The organism is Streptomyces yerevanensis, from assembly GCF_000716805.1.
GTDB lineage: Bacteria > Actinomycetota > Actinomycetes > Streptomycetales > Streptomycetaceae > Streptomyces > Streptomyces flaveus.
This window is the reverse complement of record NZ_JNWJ01000004.1, coordinates 237,378-252,965: the sequence shown is the minus strand read 5'-3', so window position 1 is coordinate 252,965 and position 15,588 is coordinate 237,378. Positions and strand designations below refer to the sequence as shown.

General features: G+C 71.1%; 10 protein-coding genes and 1 pseudogene. 9 read left to right on the top strand and 2 right to left on the bottom strand.

Translation table 11 applies throughout. The features are described 5' to 3' along the window. Positions 1–194: 194 nt before the first annotated feature. Positions 195–4,970: an ATP-dependent helicase gene (locus tag OP79_RS06075; RefSeq protein WP_033318921.1), complete on the bottom strand. Its 4,776-nt coding sequence runs from the start codon at positions 4,968–4,970 to the stop codon at positions 195–197. 165 nt (positions 4,971–5,135) lie between these two features. Between OP79_RS06075 and OP79_RS06070 the strand changes: the two are divergent. The 3 genes and pseudogenes from OP79_RS06070 to OP79_RS06065 form a co-directional block, all read left to right on the top strand. After that, positions 5,136–5,939 (top strand): annotated as a pseudogene (locus OP79_RS06070) (AraC family transcriptional regulator); the annotation flags it as partial. 113 nt (positions 5,940–6,052) lie between these two features. Continuing rightward, positions 6,053–6,814 carry an AzlC family ABC transporter permease gene (locus OP79_RS51360; RefSeq protein ID WP_078491630.1) on the top strand — a complete coding sequence of 254 codons (762 nt, stop codon included), beginning with the start codon at positions 6,053–6,055 and terminating at the stop codon, positions 6,812–6,814. Beyond that, positions 6,811–7,119 (top strand): AzlD domain-containing protein, encoded by a 309-nt coding sequence (locus tag OP79_RS06065; RefSeq protein WP_033318919.1) that lies wholly within the window; start codon positions 6,811–6,813, stop codon positions 7,117–7,119. The genes OP79_RS51360 and OP79_RS06065 overlap by 4 nt, the downstream gene beginning before the upstream one ends. A gap of 72 nt (positions 7,120–7,191) precedes the next feature. On the opposite strand, the gene OP79_RS06060 is transcribed toward OP79_RS06065, so the two are convergent. Beyond that, complete coding sequence (locus OP79_RS06060; RefSeq protein WP_033318918.1) at positions 7,192–8,136, bottom strand: hypothetical protein; 945 nt, start codon at positions 8,134–8,136, stop codon at positions 7,192–7,194. A 79-nt stretch (positions 8,137–8,215) separates the two neighbouring features. Between OP79_RS06060 and OP79_RS06055 the strand changes: the two genes are divergently transcribed. From OP79_RS06055 to OP79_RS06030, 6 genes are all read left to right on the top strand, one after another. Further along, positions 8,216–8,410, top strand: coding sequence for a DUF3046 domain-containing protein (locus OP79_RS06055; RefSeq protein ID WP_033318917.1), 195 nt, complete (start codon positions 8,216–8,218; stop codon positions 8,408–8,410). 61 nt (positions 8,411–8,471) lie between these two features. Then, complete coding sequence (locus tag OP79_RS06050; protein ID WP_211270743.1) at positions 8,472–9,734, top strand: AI-2E family transporter; 1,263 nt, start codon at positions 8,472–8,474, stop codon at positions 9,732–9,734. A gap of 233 nt (positions 9,735–9,967) precedes the next feature. Beyond that, positions 9,968–11,092 (top strand): recombinase RecA, encoded by a 1,125-nt coding sequence (gene recA, locus OP79_RS06045; protein ID WP_033318916.1) that lies wholly within the window; start codon positions 9,968–9,970, stop codon positions 11,090–11,092. Between the two features lie 3 nt (positions 11,093–11,095). Next, positions 11,096–11,953 carry a recombination regulator RecX gene (recX, locus tag OP79_RS06040; protein ID WP_033318915.1) on the top strand — a complete coding sequence of 286 codons (858 nt, stop codon included), beginning with the start codon at positions 11,096–11,098 and terminating at the stop codon, positions 11,951–11,953. Positions 11,954–12,189: 236 nt separating this feature from the next. Beyond that, the gene (locus OP79_RS06035) at positions 12,190–12,924 is read left to right on the top strand and encodes a helix-turn-helix domain-containing protein (protein ID WP_051744433.1); all 735 of its coding nucleotides are present in this window, start codon (positions 12,190–12,192) and stop codon (positions 12,922–12,924) included. After that, positions 12,921–15,452, top strand: coding sequence for an FtsX-like permease family protein (locus OP79_RS06030; protein ID WP_033318914.1), 2,532 nt, complete (start codon positions 12,921–12,923; stop codon positions 15,450–15,452). The genes OP79_RS06035 and OP79_RS06030 overlap by 4 nt, the downstream gene beginning before the upstream one ends. Positions 15,453–15,588 lie beyond the last annotated feature (136 nt).

Below are 15,588 nucleotides of genomic sequence, written 5' to 3'. Positions count from 1 at the left end.
TCCAGGGTGGCATGGGGTGGGCGGGGGCGCCTTGGTCGGGATGCGGGGAGGCTGCTGGCGGGTTGTGCGGCTGAGGGCGGGAGGGTCGGCTGGTCGGCTGGGAGGGGGAGCGGTGACGACGAGGCCGACCTGGTCTGGGGCCCGGAGCCTCATTCGGTCCGCAGGTGCGTGTGTCCGGGCCGGGCGGAGTGGGCCTATGCGCGGAGGCGTAGGCCCCGCGGCGTCGCGTGGAAACCAGCTCCTTCCAGGAGCGTGCCGAAGGGCGACGTCAGGGCCGAGGCGCCGTTCACACGCTCCACCGTGACCGTGCCGAGGGAGCCCGCGCGGGCGGCTGCGGAGAGGGCCTCGGCGGCTATGCGCAGACGTGGGTCGTTCAGCGGTGTGTCGTCCGAGGTGGAGGGCCAGGCCAGGAGGGTCTTGCCGCCGCGCTCCATGTAAAGGGTCAGCTCGCCGTCGACCAGTACGACCAGGGAACCCGCCTTGCGGCCGGGCTTGTGGCCCGCTCCGGCCGGGGGGTCGGGCCAGGGGAGGGCCGCGCCATACGCGTTCGCCGGGTCGGCGGCAGCCAGGACGATGGCACGGGTGGCGTTGCCCGGGCGGGGGCGGGATACAGGGCTGCCGGGGAAGCCGGTGTCCGAGGGGGCATCGGCGTAGGGGGCCGGGAAGCCGGTGGTGGTGCCCAAGAATCCGGGCGCGCCCGGGAACTCCGGCTCTGGCAGGGGCTCGTCTCGCTCACGCGCGTTGGCCGCCGCGCGCAGCCGGTCCACCGCGCCGTCCATCGCGAACTGTGCGGCACCGAGCCCCTCCACCACATAGCCGCGGCGTGCCTGTCCGCTGTCTTCGAAGGCGGACAAAATACGGTACGTCGCCGAGAAGCCGCCCTCGACCCCTTCCGCGGCGACCGCGCCCCGGGTGACCACGCCGTGCCGGTCGAGCAGCGTGCGGGCCAGGGCATGGGCGCGCACGGTGGGGTCGGCCTCGCGGTCGGGGAGCAGCGACCAGCGGCCCGCGACGGTGGGAGGGCCGGTACGGGAGGCGGGGCGCGCCGCGGCCGTCAGGCTGCCGTACCGTCCGCGCGGCACCGTGCGCTTCGCACGATGGGCGGTGGAACCCGCGGTGCGGCCCGATCCCAGGAGGGAGCGCATCGGGCCGAGTGTGTCGTTCGTCAGCCGACCCGACCAGGCCAGATCCCAAAGGGCGTCGGCGAGTTGGGGGTCTGTGGCGTCGGGGTGCGTGGTGGCGCGGATCTGGTCGGCGATCTGACGGAAGAAGAGGCCGTAGCCTCCCGAGAGGGTGTCCAGGACCGACTGGTGGAGCGCGGTCAGCTCCAGAGGGTGCGGGGGCGGCAGCAGCAGGGGGGCCGCGTCCGCCAGATACAGGGACACCCAGCCGTCCTTGCCGGGCAGTGCGCCCGCTCCGGCCCATACCACCTCGCCGGCGGCGGTCAGCTCGTCGAGCATCGCCGGAGCGTAGTTCGCGACCCGGGACGGCAGGACAAGCTTCTCGAGCGCGGATGCGGGCACCGAGGCGCCCTGCAACTGCTCGACGGCGCGCACGAGTCCGTCGATGCCGCGCAGTCCGTGCCCGCTGCCCAGGTGCTGCCACTGCGGCAGGAACTGGGCGAGCGCGGCGGGTGGCACCGGCTCCAGTTCCTGCCGCAGCGCCGCGAGCGAACGGCGCCGCAGCCGACGCAGCACCGTCGCGTCGCACCATTCCTGGCCGATCCCCGCCGGGTGGAACTCTCCTTGTACGACACGGCCGCCCGCGGCGAGCCTCTGCAGGGCGCCCTCGGTGACCGCCGTACCGAGGCCGAAGCGTGCCGCCGCCGCGGTCGAGGTGAACGGGCCGTGGGTGCGCGCGTACCGCGCGAGGAGGTCGCCGAGCGGGTCCTTGACCGGTTCGGTGAAGGCCTCCGGGACGCCGACGGGCAGCGCCGTGCCGAGCGCGTCACGCAGTCGGCCCGCGTCCTCGATCGCCGCCCAGTGGTCGGCCCCGGCGATCCGGACCCGGATGGCGCGGCGGGACGCGGCCAGCTCCGGGGCCCACTCCGGTTCGGCGCCGCGCTCGGTCAGTTCCGCGTCCGTGAGGGGGCCGAGCAGGCGCAGCAGATCCGCGACGCTCTCGATGTCCTTGGCACGGCGGTCCTCGGTAAGCCACTGGAGTTCGCGCTCCAGCTCGCTCAGGACGTCGGCGTCCAGGAGCTCGCGCAGCTCGGCCTGGCCGAGGAGTTCGGCGAGGAGCCGCGAGTCCAGCGACAGGGCGGCGGCGCGTCGCTCGGCGAGCGGGGAGTCGCCCTCGTACAGGAACTGCGCGACGTATCCGAACAGCAGTGACCGCGCGAACGGTGACGGCTCCGGTGTCGTGACCTCGACGAGCCGCACCTTGCGGGACTCGATGTCGCCCATCAGTTCCGCGAGGCCAGGGACGTCGAAGACGTCCTGGAGGCACTCGCGGACCGCCTCCAGGACGATCGGGAAGGAGCCGAACTCGCTGGCCACCTGGAGCAGTTGGGCGGCGCGCTGGCGCTGCTGCCACAGCGGGGTGCGCTTGCCGGGGTTGCGGCGCGGCAGCAGCAGGGCGCGGGCGGCGCACTCGCGGAAGCGGGACGCGAACAGGGCGGAGCCGCCGACCTGGTCGGTGACGATCTGGTTGACCTCGCCCTTGTCGAAGGCGACGTCCGCCGCGCCCACGGGGGCCTGCTCCGAGTCGTACTCCGTGCCCCGCTTCACGGGCTCCTGGTCGAGCAGGTCCAGGCCCAGCAGGTCGGCGTCCGGGAGGCGCAGCACGATGCCGTCGTCGGCGTGCATGACCTGCGCCTCCATGCCGTACCGCTCGGAGAGGCGGGTGCCAAGGGCGAGGGCCCACGGAGCGTGGACCTGGGCACCGAAGGGGGAGTGCACGACGACTCGCCAGTCGCCCAGCTCGTCGCGGAACCGCTCGACGACGATGGTGCGGTCGTCGGGGATGTGGCCGCAGGCCTCGCGCTGTTCGGCCAGATAGGACAGGACGTTGTCGGCGGCCCAGGTGTCGAGGCCGGCGGCGAGGAGCCGGAGCCGGGCGTCGTCCTTGGGCAGGGAGCCGACCTCGCGGAGGAACGCGCCCACCGCGCGGCCCAGTTCGAGCGGACGGCCCAGCTGGTCGCCCTTCCAGAACGGCAGCCTGCCCGGCACACCGGGCGCGGGCGAGACGAGGACGCGGTCGCGCGTGATGTCCTCGATACGCCAGGAGCTGGTGCCGAGCGTGAAGACATCGCCGACTCGGGATTCGTAGACCATCTCCTCGTCGAGCTCGCCGACCCGGCCTCCGCCCTTCTTGGGGTCGGCGCCCGCGAGGAACACCCCGAAGAGGCCGCGGTCCGGAATCGTGCCCCCGGAGGTGACGGCGAGGCGCTGCGCGCCGGGGCGCCCGGTGACCGTCCCGGCAACACGGTCCCAGACGACGCGTGGCCGCAACTCCGCGAAGGCGTCGGACGGATAGCGGCCCGCGAGCATGTCGAGCACCGCCGTGAACGCGGACTCCGGAAGCGACGCGAAGGGCGCGGCCCGGCGGACCGTCGCGAGCAGGTCGTCGACCTGCCAGGTGTCGAGGGCGGTCATGGCGACCAGCTGCTGGGCCAGCACGTCCAGGGGGTTGGCGGGGACGCGGAGCGACTCGATGGAGCCGGTGCGCATCCGCTCGGTGACCACCGCGGCCTGGACGAGGTCCCCTCGGTACTTGGGGAAGACGACACCGGTGGAGACCGCCCCGACCTGGTGCCCCGCGCGGCCCACGCGCTGCAGCCCGGAGGCCACCGACGGCGGGGACTCGACCTGTACGACGAGGTCCACCGCGCCCATGTCGATGCCGAGTTCGAGACTGGAGGTGGCGACCACCGCGGGCAGACGACCGGCCTTCAGGTCCTCCTCGACCAGCGCGCGCTGCTCCTTGGAGACCGAGCCGTGGTGGGCGCGCGCGATGACCGGCGGGGCGCCCTGGGCCGCGCCCGAGCCACCCATCAGCTCGGCCGGGGCATGGTGCTCCTCCAGAGGCTCGCCCGTCGCCCTCTCATACGCGATCTCATTGAGCCGGTTGCAGAGCCGCTCCGCGAGCCGCCGGGAGTTCGCGAACACGATCGTCGAGCGGTGTGCCTGGACGAGATCGGCGATCCGCTCCTCGACATGCGGCCAGATCGACGGGCGTTCGGCACCCTCGTCGGAGTCGGCTACCGGGGAGCCGCCCAGCTCGGCCAGATCCTCGACGGGCACGACTACGGAGAGGTCGAATTCCTTGCCGGACGGTGGCTGAACGATCTCCACCTTGCGGCGGGGCGAGAGGTAGCGGGCGACCTCGTCCACCGGACGGACGGTGGCGGACAGGCCGATGCGACGAGCAGGCTTCGGCAGCAGCTCGTCGAGCCGCTCCAGGGTCAGGGCGAGATGGGCGCCGCGCTTGGTGCCCGCGACCGCGTGCACCTCGTCCAGGATCACCGTCTCGATACCGGTCAGCGCCTCGCGCGTGGCCGATGTGAGCATCAGGAACAGCGACTCCGGAGTCGTGATCAGGATGTCCGGCGGGCGCGTGGCCAGCGCGCGGCGCTCGGCGGCCGGGGTGTCGCCGGAACGGATGCCGACCTTCACCTCGGGCTCGGGCAGTCCGCGGCGCACCGCTTCCTGCTTGATGCCGGTCAGCGGGCTGCGCAGATTCCGCTCGACGTCGACCGCGAGGGCCTTGAGCGGCGATACGTACAGCACCCGGCAGCGTTTCTTGGGGTCGGCCGGCGGTGGCGTCGAGGCCAGCTGGTCGAGCGCGGCGAGGAACGCGGCCAGCGTCTTGCCGGAGCCGGTAGGCGCGACCACGAGCACGTCCGAGCCCTCCTCGATGGCCCGCCACGCCCCGGCCTGGGCGTCGGTGGGCGCGGCAAAGGCCCCCGCGAACCAGCCGCGGGTCGCGGGCGAGAAGCCGTCGAGGGCACCGTGTGCAGACCTGACCATGCCCCCATCCTGCACCCCGCCACTGACAATGGGTCTGACCTGCGAAAACAGTCTCGTGGAAGGGGTGGCATGAGGCCGGTGGGGGTCGGCACGAGGCGCCTGGGCCAGAGGCACGGGCTGTGACGGGGGCGGCGCGCGGGCTGCGTCCTGGCGACACCCGTGCCCATGCCGCCCGAAGCCCGCCGAACCCGGCGGAGCGACCTGACGCAGAATGGGCACATGGCAGGTTCGGGGGAGCGAGCGCGGCACTGGCGGTACGCCGAACTGCCCGGTGTCGACCTGCTTCGGGCCCGGTACATCCGGAAGACCTTCGTCCGGCACACCCACGAGAACTTCGTCATCGCCGCCATCGCCGACGGCATCGAGGTCTTCCACCACGGCGGCGCGGACCAGTACGCAGGACCCGGCTCCCTGGCTCTGGTCAACCCCGACACCCCGCACACCGGTCGCGCGGGCGGTCCCGAGGGCTGGCGGTACGGGGCGGTCTACCCGTCCCCCGACTTGGTGGCCGAGATCGCCGCCGAAACCACCGTGATCCGCGGCACCCCCGGATTCACCACCCCGGTGCTCGACGATCCCTACGCCGTACGCCTGGTCCACCAAGTGCTCCGCGCCGCCGACGAGGGCAACGCACTCGCCGCCGACACCCTGCTGAGGGTCGCCGTGACCCGGCTGCTGCGACTGAACGGCGGGCCGCTCCCGCAGCGTCCCCCGCGCACGGCGGGCGCCCGAATCGCGGCACGCGCGCGTGCCGTCCTCGAGGAGAGGATGACCGAGCCGCCCAGCCTGGAACGGCTCGCCACCGACCTCGGCACCAGCCCCTTCTCGCTGCTGCGGGCCTTCCGGGACACCTATGGCATGCCTCCCCACACCTGGCTGACCGACGCCCGCGTACGCCGAGTACGCCACCTCCTCGACGCCGGCACCGCACCCGCCGAAGCCGCCCACGCCGTGGGCTTCACCGACCAGCCGCACCTCAACCGCCACTTCACCCGGATCGTGGGCGTTCCGCCGGGGGCGTACCAGCGCGAGCGCAAGAACGTACAAGACCCACAGGAGAGGCTCCTTCTACCGTCCGAGGCGTGGCAGAACAGACAGCTCTCGCGGACACACGTGGTGAAGACGGCGGAAAACCCGACGCCGCCGTCGTACGAGATGCCCTCGGAGTCGGGGTCGCCGTCGGACTGTCCGGTTTCGCCTTCGGGGTGACCTCGGCGGGAAGCGGCCTCACTCTGTTGCAGACCTGCGCGCTCAGCCTCCTGGTGTTCACCGGTGCCTCGCAGTTCACCCTCGTGGGGGCGCTCGCGGCCGGAGGAAACCCGTTCACCGCCGCGGCGGGCGCATTCTTCCTGGGGGTACGCAACGCCTTCTACGGACTGCGTCTTTCACAGTTGTTGGCGCTCCCGCGCGCGGTGCGGCCGTTCGCCGCCCAGTGGGTCATCGACGAGACCGCGGCCGTGGCGCTCGCTCAACCCACGCGACGCAGTGTGCGGATCGGCTTCACCGTCACAGGGCTGACCCTCTACGTGCTGTGGAATCTCACCACGCTGCTCGGCGCACTGGGGGCCGAAGCCATTGGCGACACCGACGCATGGGGTCTGGACGCCGCCGGGCCCGCCGTCTTCCTGGCCCTGCTCGCGCCGATGCTCAAGACCGCCACGGAGCAGACCGTCGCGGGCCTCGCGGTCGTCCTCGGCCTCGGACTCCTGCCCGTACTGCCTGCCGGTGTGCCCGTCCTGGTGGCCGCGCTCGCCGCCCCGGCCGTCCTGTGGGCGGAGGGCCGCCGCAGGGGACGTAGGACCGCTGCGGAGCCCGCCAACGACACATCAGGGGAAGACCGTTGAACATCTGGATCGCGATCGGCGTGACCGCCGTCGGCTGCTACGCCGTCAAGCTCATCGGTCTCCTCGTCCCCGCGGGCGTCCTGGAACGGCCGCTCGTCAAACGGCTGGCCGCCCTGCTGCCCGTCGCTCTGCTGGCCGCCCTCACGGCCCAGCAGACCTTCGCCGACGGCCGGGTCCCGGTCCTGGACGCGAAGGCCGCAGGACTCGCGGCAGCCGCCGTGGCGCTGCTACTGCGGGCTCCCTTCCTGCTCGTCGTCGCGGCGGCCGTGGTGGTGACGGCAGGGGCGCGGGCGATGACGGGCTGACGCAGAGGGCAGCACGCGCGCGTGGCGGCCGATTTACGTCGCACCGCCCTGGAAGCCCTCGCCCCGGGTACGTCAGCCGACGGGGCGTCCGTACGCCCGTAGAGTGCGCAGCGCCTCGATCGTGACGATCGGACGCGCCTCCAGGGCGGTGCCCGGCGCCCACTGACGCCAACGGATCGGCCAACCGCCGTCCTCCTGCTGCTCGTTGGCCAAGAAGTCCAGCGAGCGCGCCATCTCCTCGTCGGTGAACCACGCGCGCGCGAGCGAGTCCGGCGTCTTCGCGTAGTCGTGCGCGAAGTGGTGCTCGCCCGGCGCGTAACCGGGCGCCACCGGAAACTCCTCAGACCGCTCCGGGGCCAGCGCCGCCAGCCGGTGCTCACGCACCAGACGGCCGAGCCGGTCGGCGGCCGCCTCCGCGCGCGAGCGATCGGGAGCGGAGTCCAGGAAGGCCACGGCCGCCTCGATCTCGTACGGATGCGACTCCTCCAGGGACTCCACCGCCTGCCAGCAGAAATCGGTGGCCCTGAACAGCCAGGCATGCCACACCTCGTTACGGTGCAGCAGGCCCACGACGGGTCCTGTGGCGAGGAGTTCACTGGGCGGATCGTCCACGATCGGCATGAAGGGGGCTGCCGGATAGCCGCGCTGGCTGGGACGGATCGCCGGCAGCGCGCCGTCCTGCGTCGACACGGCGGTCAGATAACGGCACACACGCTCCACCCGCTGCCCACCGCACCGCCCGATCGAGTCCAGGACGCGCAGCGCGTGCCCCGTGTGCAGGGGCTGGCTGACCGGGCCACGAAGGTCGGGCTCGAGCGCGTGGCCGTACCCCTCGTCCTCATTGCGGTACGCGGCCAGCGCGGTCTCCACCGCGTCGGCACCGCCACCGAGGAAGTGGTACGCGAAACGCCGCTGCTCCAGCACACGCGCGGTGAGCCAGATGAAGTGCTCGGCGCGGGCGAGCGGGGAGTGCGCCGGGGGCTTCGGGGGGAGTGGGGATGCTCCAGTTTCGGCCATGGTCCGACCGTAGGGCGGAAAGCGTTCTCGACAAGCGGTCCCGGCCCGGCCCCACCCTCAGGGGCGGGATACTGGAGTCATGCGGTTGACGGTCTTCTGGCAGCGGATGGCGGATCACTTCGGCAAGGGGTACGCCGACACCTTCGCGCGCGATCACGTGATGACGGAGCTCGGCGGACGCACCGTGCACCAGGCGCTGGACGCGGGCTGGGAGGCGAAGGACGTGTGGCGCGCGGTGTGCACGGCCATGAACGTTCCGTACGAAAAGCGCTGACCGACCACGAAGAGCCGAGAGACCGGGACCGATTGTCGGTGGTGTAGGCGAGACTTGCACGGTGGCATCGACAGATGAGACCGCCCAGGTCGGACAGCAGGCACCCCCGCTCGGCACGACGCCGCCCACGCGGCCCGCCACCGAAGACCCGACGGGGCGCGCCCGCATGCCACGCTGGCTGCCGCGCGCCATGGTGCTCGCTCTTGCCCTCATCGCCTGCTTCCAGCTGGGCAGTTGGGCCTTCCACCAGCTGACCGGGCTGCTGATCAACATCCTGATCGCGTTCTTCCTGGCGCTCGCCATCGAACCCGCGGTGAGCTGGATGGCCGCGTACGGCATGCGCAGAGGACTGGCCACCGCGCTCGTGTTCTTCGCAGTGATGATCGCGGGTGCGGGCTTCGTCACCCTGCTCGGCTCGATGCTCGCCGGACAGATCATCGACATCGTCGAGGACTTCCCGAAGTACGTCGACTCGGTGATCAGCTGGATCAACACGACCTTCCACACGGAGCTAAACCGCGTCGACATCCAGGACAGCCTGCTCCGCTCCGACTGGCTCCAGAGATACGTGCAGAACAGCGCGGGCGGTGTCCTGGACGTGTCCGCGCAGGTGGTGGGCGGTCTCTTCCAGCTCCTGACGATCACGCTGTTCTCGTTCTACTTCGCCGCCGACGGCCCGCGGCTGCGGCGGGCCATCTGCTCAGTACTGCCGCCCGCCCGCCAGACCGAGGTGCTGCGCGCGTGGGAGATCGCCGTCAACAAGACCGGGGGATACATCTACTCGCGCGGCCTGATGGCACTGATCTCGGGCATAGCGCACTACATCCTGCTGGAGTTCCTCGGCGTGGACTACGCGCCCGTGCTCGCCGTCTGGGTGGGCCTGGTCTCGCAGTTCATCCCCACGATCGGCACATATCTCGCCGGCGCCCTGCCCATGCTGATCGCCTTCACGGTCAATCCCTGGTACGCGCTGTGGGTGCTGATCTTCGTCGTGATCTACCAGCAGTTCGAGAACTACCTGCTGCAGCCCAAACTGACCGCCAGGACCGTGGACGTCCACCCGGCGGTCGCCTTCGGATCGGTCATCGCGGGCACCGCACTGCTCGGCGCCGTCGGCACGCTGATCGCCATCCCCGCGGTCGCCACGCTGCAGGCGTTCCTGGGGGCGTACGTGAAGCGGTACGACGTCACCGACGATCCTCGGGTGCACGGGCACCGCAGGCGGGGCTCGGGCGCTCTCCTCGCGCGCGTGCGAGACATGTTGCGCGGGCAGGGCAGGACACGGCCGGTCACGGAGGAGGAAGCGGTGCGGGACCCCTCGTAGCTCATCCACGCAGACCGCACCGCCCAACGAGTCGCGGTTGAGGCGTGTGGTGCGCTTGACACTAAAATCGAACATCCATTCTTATGGAATCTCCGGCTGGGCTCTCGACGGCGATTTCGCGGGGAAGTGCCCGAGTTATCCACAGGCAGGACGGGCGTCGGGGCGCATTGTCAGTGGCAGGCGTTAGCGTCTTTGACGTGAAGCGATCGACTCAAGCAAATCGGGTGGAACCCATGGCAGGAACCGACCGCGAGAAGGCGCTAGACGCCGCGCTCGCACAGATTGAACGGCAGTTCGGCAAGGGCGCAGTGATGCGCATGGGCGAGCGGCCGAACGAGCCCATCGAGGTCATCCCCACCGGGTCGACCGCACTCGACGTCGCGCTCGGCGTCGGCGGCATCCCGCGCGGCCGAGTGGTGGAGGTGTACGGACCGGAGTCCTCCGGCAAGACGACCCTGACGCTGCACGCGGTGGCGAACGCGCAGAAGGCCGGCGGCCAGGTGGCCTTCATCGACGCGGAGCACGCCCTCGACCCCGAGTACGCGAAGAAGCTCGGCGTCGACATCGACAACCTGATCCTGTCCCAGCCGGACAACGGCGAGCAGGCCCTGGAAATCGTGGACATGCTGGTTCGCTCCGGCGCCCTCGACCTCATCGTCATCGACTCCGTCGCCGCCCTGGTGCCGCGCGCGGAGATCGAGGGCGAGATGGGCGACTCGCACGTGGGTCTGCAGGCCCGCCTGATGAGCCAGGCCCTCCGGAAGATCACCAGCGCACTCAACCAGTCCAAGACCACCGCGATCTTCATCAACCAGCTGCGCGAGAAGATCGGCGTGATGTTCGGCTCCCCGGAGACCACGACCGGTGGCCGGGCGCTGAAGTTCTACGCCTCCGTACGGCTCGACATCCGCCGCATCGAGACGCTGAAGGACGGCACCGACGCGGTCGGTAACCGCACGCGCGTCAAGGTCGTCAAGAACAAGGTCGCCCCGCCCTTCAAGCAGGCCGAGTTCGACATCCTCTACGGGCACGGCATCAGCCGCGAGGGCGGCCTGATCGACATGGGCGTGGAGAACGGCTTCGTCCGCAAGGCCGGCGCCTGGTACACGTACGAGGGCGACCAGCTCGGCCAGGGCAAGGAGAACGCGCGCAACTTCCTGAAGGACAACCCCGACCTCGCCAACGAGATCGAGAAGAAGATCAAGGAGAAGCTGGGCGTCGGCGTGAAGCCGGTGGAGCCGACCGCCGAGCCGGGTGCGGACGCGGCGGTCTCGGCCGTCCCGAACGAGGCCGTGAAGACCGTGCCCGCTCCGGCGGCCAAGGCCACCAAGTCCAAGGCCGCGGCGCCCAAGAGCTGATCCATGACGCGACGAACCGACTGGGCCGAGTACGTCTACTCCGGTGCCCTGGAGGGGCAGGGCCACCGAGGTGACGTCGGCTCGGTCGGAGACAGCGACAGGGCGAACGGTGGTGACGGGCTGGACGGCACTGGGGCATGGGGCGCCGAGGGGGCGTACGGCGCTGCTCGGGACGGTGACGGTCGGCCGGACGGCGGTCCGGGCCGTGGTGACGGTGCGCCAAGTGACGGCGCACATCAGGACGGTGGCCGCGGTGGACGGACCCGCGGCCGCCGTAGGCGCGGCTTCGGGGAGTCGTCCGGCGGCCCGAAGGACGGAGGCCCCCCTTCCTCGTCGAGGGCCGAGGCGGGGGAGCCTTCAGGGGACCCGGCTGAGCGGGCGCGGGCAATCTGTCTGCGTCTGCTCACCGGGACCCCGCGCACGCGAAAGCAACTCGCGGACGCGCTGCGCAAGCGCGAGATCCCGGACGACGTGGCGGACGAAGTGCTGTCCCGCTTCGAAGAGGTTGGCCTGATCAACGACAGTGCCTTCGCGGACGCCTGGGTGGAGTCCCGGCACCACGGCCGGGGCCTGGCCCGGCGGGCGCTGGCACAGGAGCTGCGGACCAAGGGTGTGGACTCGACGCTGATCGACGAGGCCGTCGGACAGCTCGACTCCGAGCAGGAGGAGGCGACAGCGCGGGAGCTCGTCGCCCGCAAGCTCCGCTCCACCCGCGGCCTCGACCGCGACAAGCGGCTACGGCGCCTCGCGGGCATGCTCGCTCGCAAGGGCTACTCCGAGGGCATGGCCCTGCGCGTGGTTCGGCAGGCTTTGGAGGAAGAAGGCGAGGACACGGAGGGGTTGAGGGAAGAAGGGTTCTGATCCAAGGCCCGACCTGGCTGCCAGGCGCGCCTTGGTTGTCCGGCGGCAGCCGACCCTTCGCGGGTCCTGAACACGGTAGACGCGCGGGGGCGCCGATCGCGTTCAGGACCCGGATGCTTGTCCGGATCCTTGAGGCGCACGGCCCAACTCGTCGCCCCCGGGGTGGGGTTAACCCCCGCTGAAGACGCTGGGCCGCCGTAGTGCACAGAGACCTGTGCACAGACGACTGTGTATGCATGGCACAGGAACCCGGCGCCACAGAACCCACGGAACAGGGGCCCGCCCCGACCGGCCCCTCGGCGGAGCCGACCGCCCCCATCGAGCTCTCCGACCTCGCTGCCCTCAAAGCTCTCGCACAACCCCGGCGGCAGCGAATGTTGCAGCACCTCACAGTGCACGGCCCCGCCACGTCCGCGACGCTCGCCCGGGCCCTCGGCCTGAACACGGGGGCCACCAGCTACCACCTGCGCGAACTTGCCCGCTACGGTTTCGTCGAGGAGACCGAGGCGGCAGGGGGAGGCGTCGGCCACGGCCGGGAGCGCTGGTGGCGAGCCGTCCCCGGCGACCGCCGCTTCCCGCCCCGCAGCCGCCAGAGCTCCGAAATGCGGCTCGTCATGGACGAGTTGAACCACCACGCGTACGCCGCCGACCTCGAACTCTTCGAGCAGCTCCAGCGGGACGCGGCCGACGACCCGTGGGCCGACGGGTTCCCGTACTCACGCGGCACCATCCGGCTGACGCTCGCCGAACTCCGCGAGTTCTTCGAGGAGTACATCGCTCTCCTCAACCGCTACAAGCGCCCCGAGGCCGACACCCCGCCCGGCGCGCGCACGGTGCTCACGCGGTTCCTCGCCTTCCCCGCCCAGACCGATGCGCCGAGAGCCACCCAGGCCGATGCCTTGGACGACTCCGGGATCGATGCCCCGGGCGACTCCACGCCTGACAACCGAAAAGGAACTGAGACCTCATGATGCTGCGCTACGCCCTGCAGACCGTCCGGGACCGCAAAGGCGGCTTCCTCGGTGCCTTCATCGCCTTGATGTGTGCGGCCGCCCTCATCACCGCCTGCGGCACCCTCCTGGAAACCGGGCTGCGCGGCACCATCGGCACCGAGCGCTATGCCGCCGCCCCGGTCGTGGTCTCCGCCGACCAGAACGTCCACCAGACCACCGTCAAGCACAAGAAGGGCAAGACGAAGACCAAGCACAAGGCCAAGCCGATAGCCGAGCGGGCGTGGCTGTCGGACGATCTCGCCGCAAGACTGAACAGAGCTTCCGGCGTAGGCAGGGTCATCCCCGAACTGACCTTCATGGCTCAGCCGTTGATACCCGGGGGCACCGGGGACAGGACTCCCTACGGCCACGCCTGGGACTCCGCGGTTCTCACCCCGTACAAGCTCACCACCGGCACCCCTCCCAGAGCACAGAGCGACCTGGTCGTCGACCGCTACCTCGCCGACCGCGCCGACCTCAAGCCCGGCGACCACCTCACCGTCCAGTCCACCCAGAGCCCGCGCGCGTACCGGATCACTGGAATCGCGGCGCCCTCCGGCGACGACGTACGCCACCAGACGTCCCTCTTCTTCTCCACTGCCGAGGCCCGGCGTCTCGCCGCGCACCCCGGGCAGGTCACGGCGTTCGGCGTGATCCCGGCCCAGGGCACGGACCCGGTTGCCCTCAAGGCGTCCGTGGCCAAGGTGCTGCACGGCACCACCGCGCAGATCAGCGCGGGCGACGAGCGCGGCCCTGTCGAGTTCCTGGACGCCGCCACCGCCCGCACCAAGTTGATCAGCATGGGCGGCGCGATGGGTGGCACGTCCCTGCTCGTCGCCGTACTCGTGGTCGTCGGCACCTTCGCGCTCTCGGTGCAGCAGCGCCACCGCGAACTCGCTCTGCTGCGCGCCATCGCCGCCACACCGGGGCAGATCCGCAAGCTGCTCGGCCGTGAGGCCCTGCTCGTCGGCGCGGGCGCCGGAGTCGCCGGAGCACTCATGGGACTACCTCTCGGTAGTTGGCTGTACGGCAGGTTCGTCGCCATGGGAGCCATCCCGACCACGCTTCAGCACACGGTCAGTGTCTTCCCGCTGTTCGCAGCGGTCGCCGCGACCCTGTTCGGCGCCTGGGCGGCGGCCCGTATCTCCTCACGCCGCATCACCCGTATTCGCCCGGCGGAGGCGCTCGCCGAGGCCAGGGTCGAGCGCACCCGACCCGCTTGGGGGCGCCTCCTCGCAGGTCTCGCACTGCTCGCCGGAGGCACGGTGCTGGTCGCCGTACTCAGCGTCCTGCGCACCGAGCCCGCCTCGACTCCCGTGACGTTCCTGGCCGTTGTGGTCCTCTCCACGTCTGTGGCGCTGTTGGGTCCACTCTTGGTGAGGGTCGCTGCGGCGATCCTGGGCGGCCCGCTGCGGCTGACCGGTCCGGGCGGCGGGCTCGCCAAGGCCAACCTCCGGGGCAACGCCGCCCGCATGGCCTCCGTCGTCACGCCGCTCACCCTCCTCATCGGTATGACCTGCACCGTGCTCTTCGTCCAGCCGACTCTCGGCAATGCCGCCCGCGCCCAGGCCCGCGAGGGCATACGTGCCGACTGGGTGCTTGCCGCGCAGGGCCCCGGCGTCCCGGCGCAGGTCGCACAGCAATTGCGTACGAACGACGACGTCGCCACCGAAGTCGTCCGCACAACCGTCCGGGTCGGCCTCGACAAGTACGCGGCACAGGGCGTCACTCCCGCCGGCCTCACCCGCACGTGGGACCCAGACGTCACCGCGGGCTCCCTCGCGAAGCTCACGAACGACACCGTCGCCGTCAGCGAACTGGCCGCGGACCAGCTCCACTTGAAGCCCGGCAGCACGCTCAAGCTCACTCTCGGCGACGGCACACCCGTCACGCTCACTGTTGCCGCCGTCTACGCCAAAGGCCTGGGCTTCGGTGACCTCACCATGGCCCACGAACTGGTCGCCCGCCACGTCGACAACCCACTCGCGGCCACGGTCCTCGTCTCCACCACCCGTTCACAGAAAGAACTCGCGGCCGGCGTCCGGAAGTTCCCCGGCGTCCAGGTGCTCTCGCCGGACGCCGCGGACTCCCTGCAGGCCGAGCGCCAGCAGGCGAACGCCGAGGTCAACTACCTCGCCATGGGGCTCGTCCTGGCCTTCACCGCCATCGCCGTCGTCAACACGCTGGCCATGTCGGTCTCCGAGCGCGTCCGTGAGTTCGCGATGCTCCGCCTCGCCGGAGCCACCCGCCGTCAGGTACTGCGAATGCTGCGCACCGAGGCGCTGTCGGTCCTGCTCCTGGCCACGGCTCTCGGCAGCGGTATCGCGCTCGCCGTCCTGACGGCCTTCAGCGTCGGCATGACCGGCAGCGCGGCACCGGCGGTCGCACCCCTGGTGTACGTCGGAGTGGTCGCGGTGGCCGGACTGTTGGCCCTCGTCGCCACCGCCCTGCCGGGGCGAGCCGCGCTGAAGCCCCGGCCCGTCACAGCGGCGACGGCCAAGGAGTAAGGAGCGGGACGCAATGGTGGGGGCCCCTTACATGCAGGGGCCCCCACCGCTACATATGCCCAAGTAGCCGCATACGTACGCTATTCACGCGACTCGCGCCACGTACGCGCGCCAATGCGCCTGGAACTCCGACACT

Coding starts and splice junctions, on each gene's coding strand:
- OP79_RS06075 (WP_033318921.1), bottom strand. CDS start 4,970: ATGGTCAGGTCTGCACACGGTGCCCTCGACGGCTTCTCGCCCGCGACC.
- OP79_RS06060 (WP_033318918.1), bottom strand. CDS start 8,136: ATGGCCGAAACTGGAGCATCCCCACTCCCCCCGAAGCCCCCGGCGCAC.
- OP79_RS06055 (WP_033318917.1), top strand. CDS start 8,216: ATGCGGTTGACGGTCTTCTGGCAGCGGATGGCGGATCACTTCGGCAAG.
- recA (WP_033318916.1), top strand. CDS start 9,968: ATGGCAGGAACCGACCGCGAGAAGGCGCTAGACGCCGCGCTCGCACAG.
- recX (WP_033318915.1), top strand. CDS start 11,096: ATGACGCGACGAACCGACTGGGCCGAGTACGTCTACTCCGGTGCCCTG.
- OP79_RS06035 (WP_051744433.1), top strand. CDS start 12,190: ATGGCACAGGAACCCGGCGCCACAGAACCCACGGAACAGGGGCCCGCC.
- OP79_RS06030 (WP_033318914.1), top strand. CDS start 12,921: ATGATGCTGCGCTACGCCCTGCAGACCGTCCGGGACCGCAAAGGCGGC.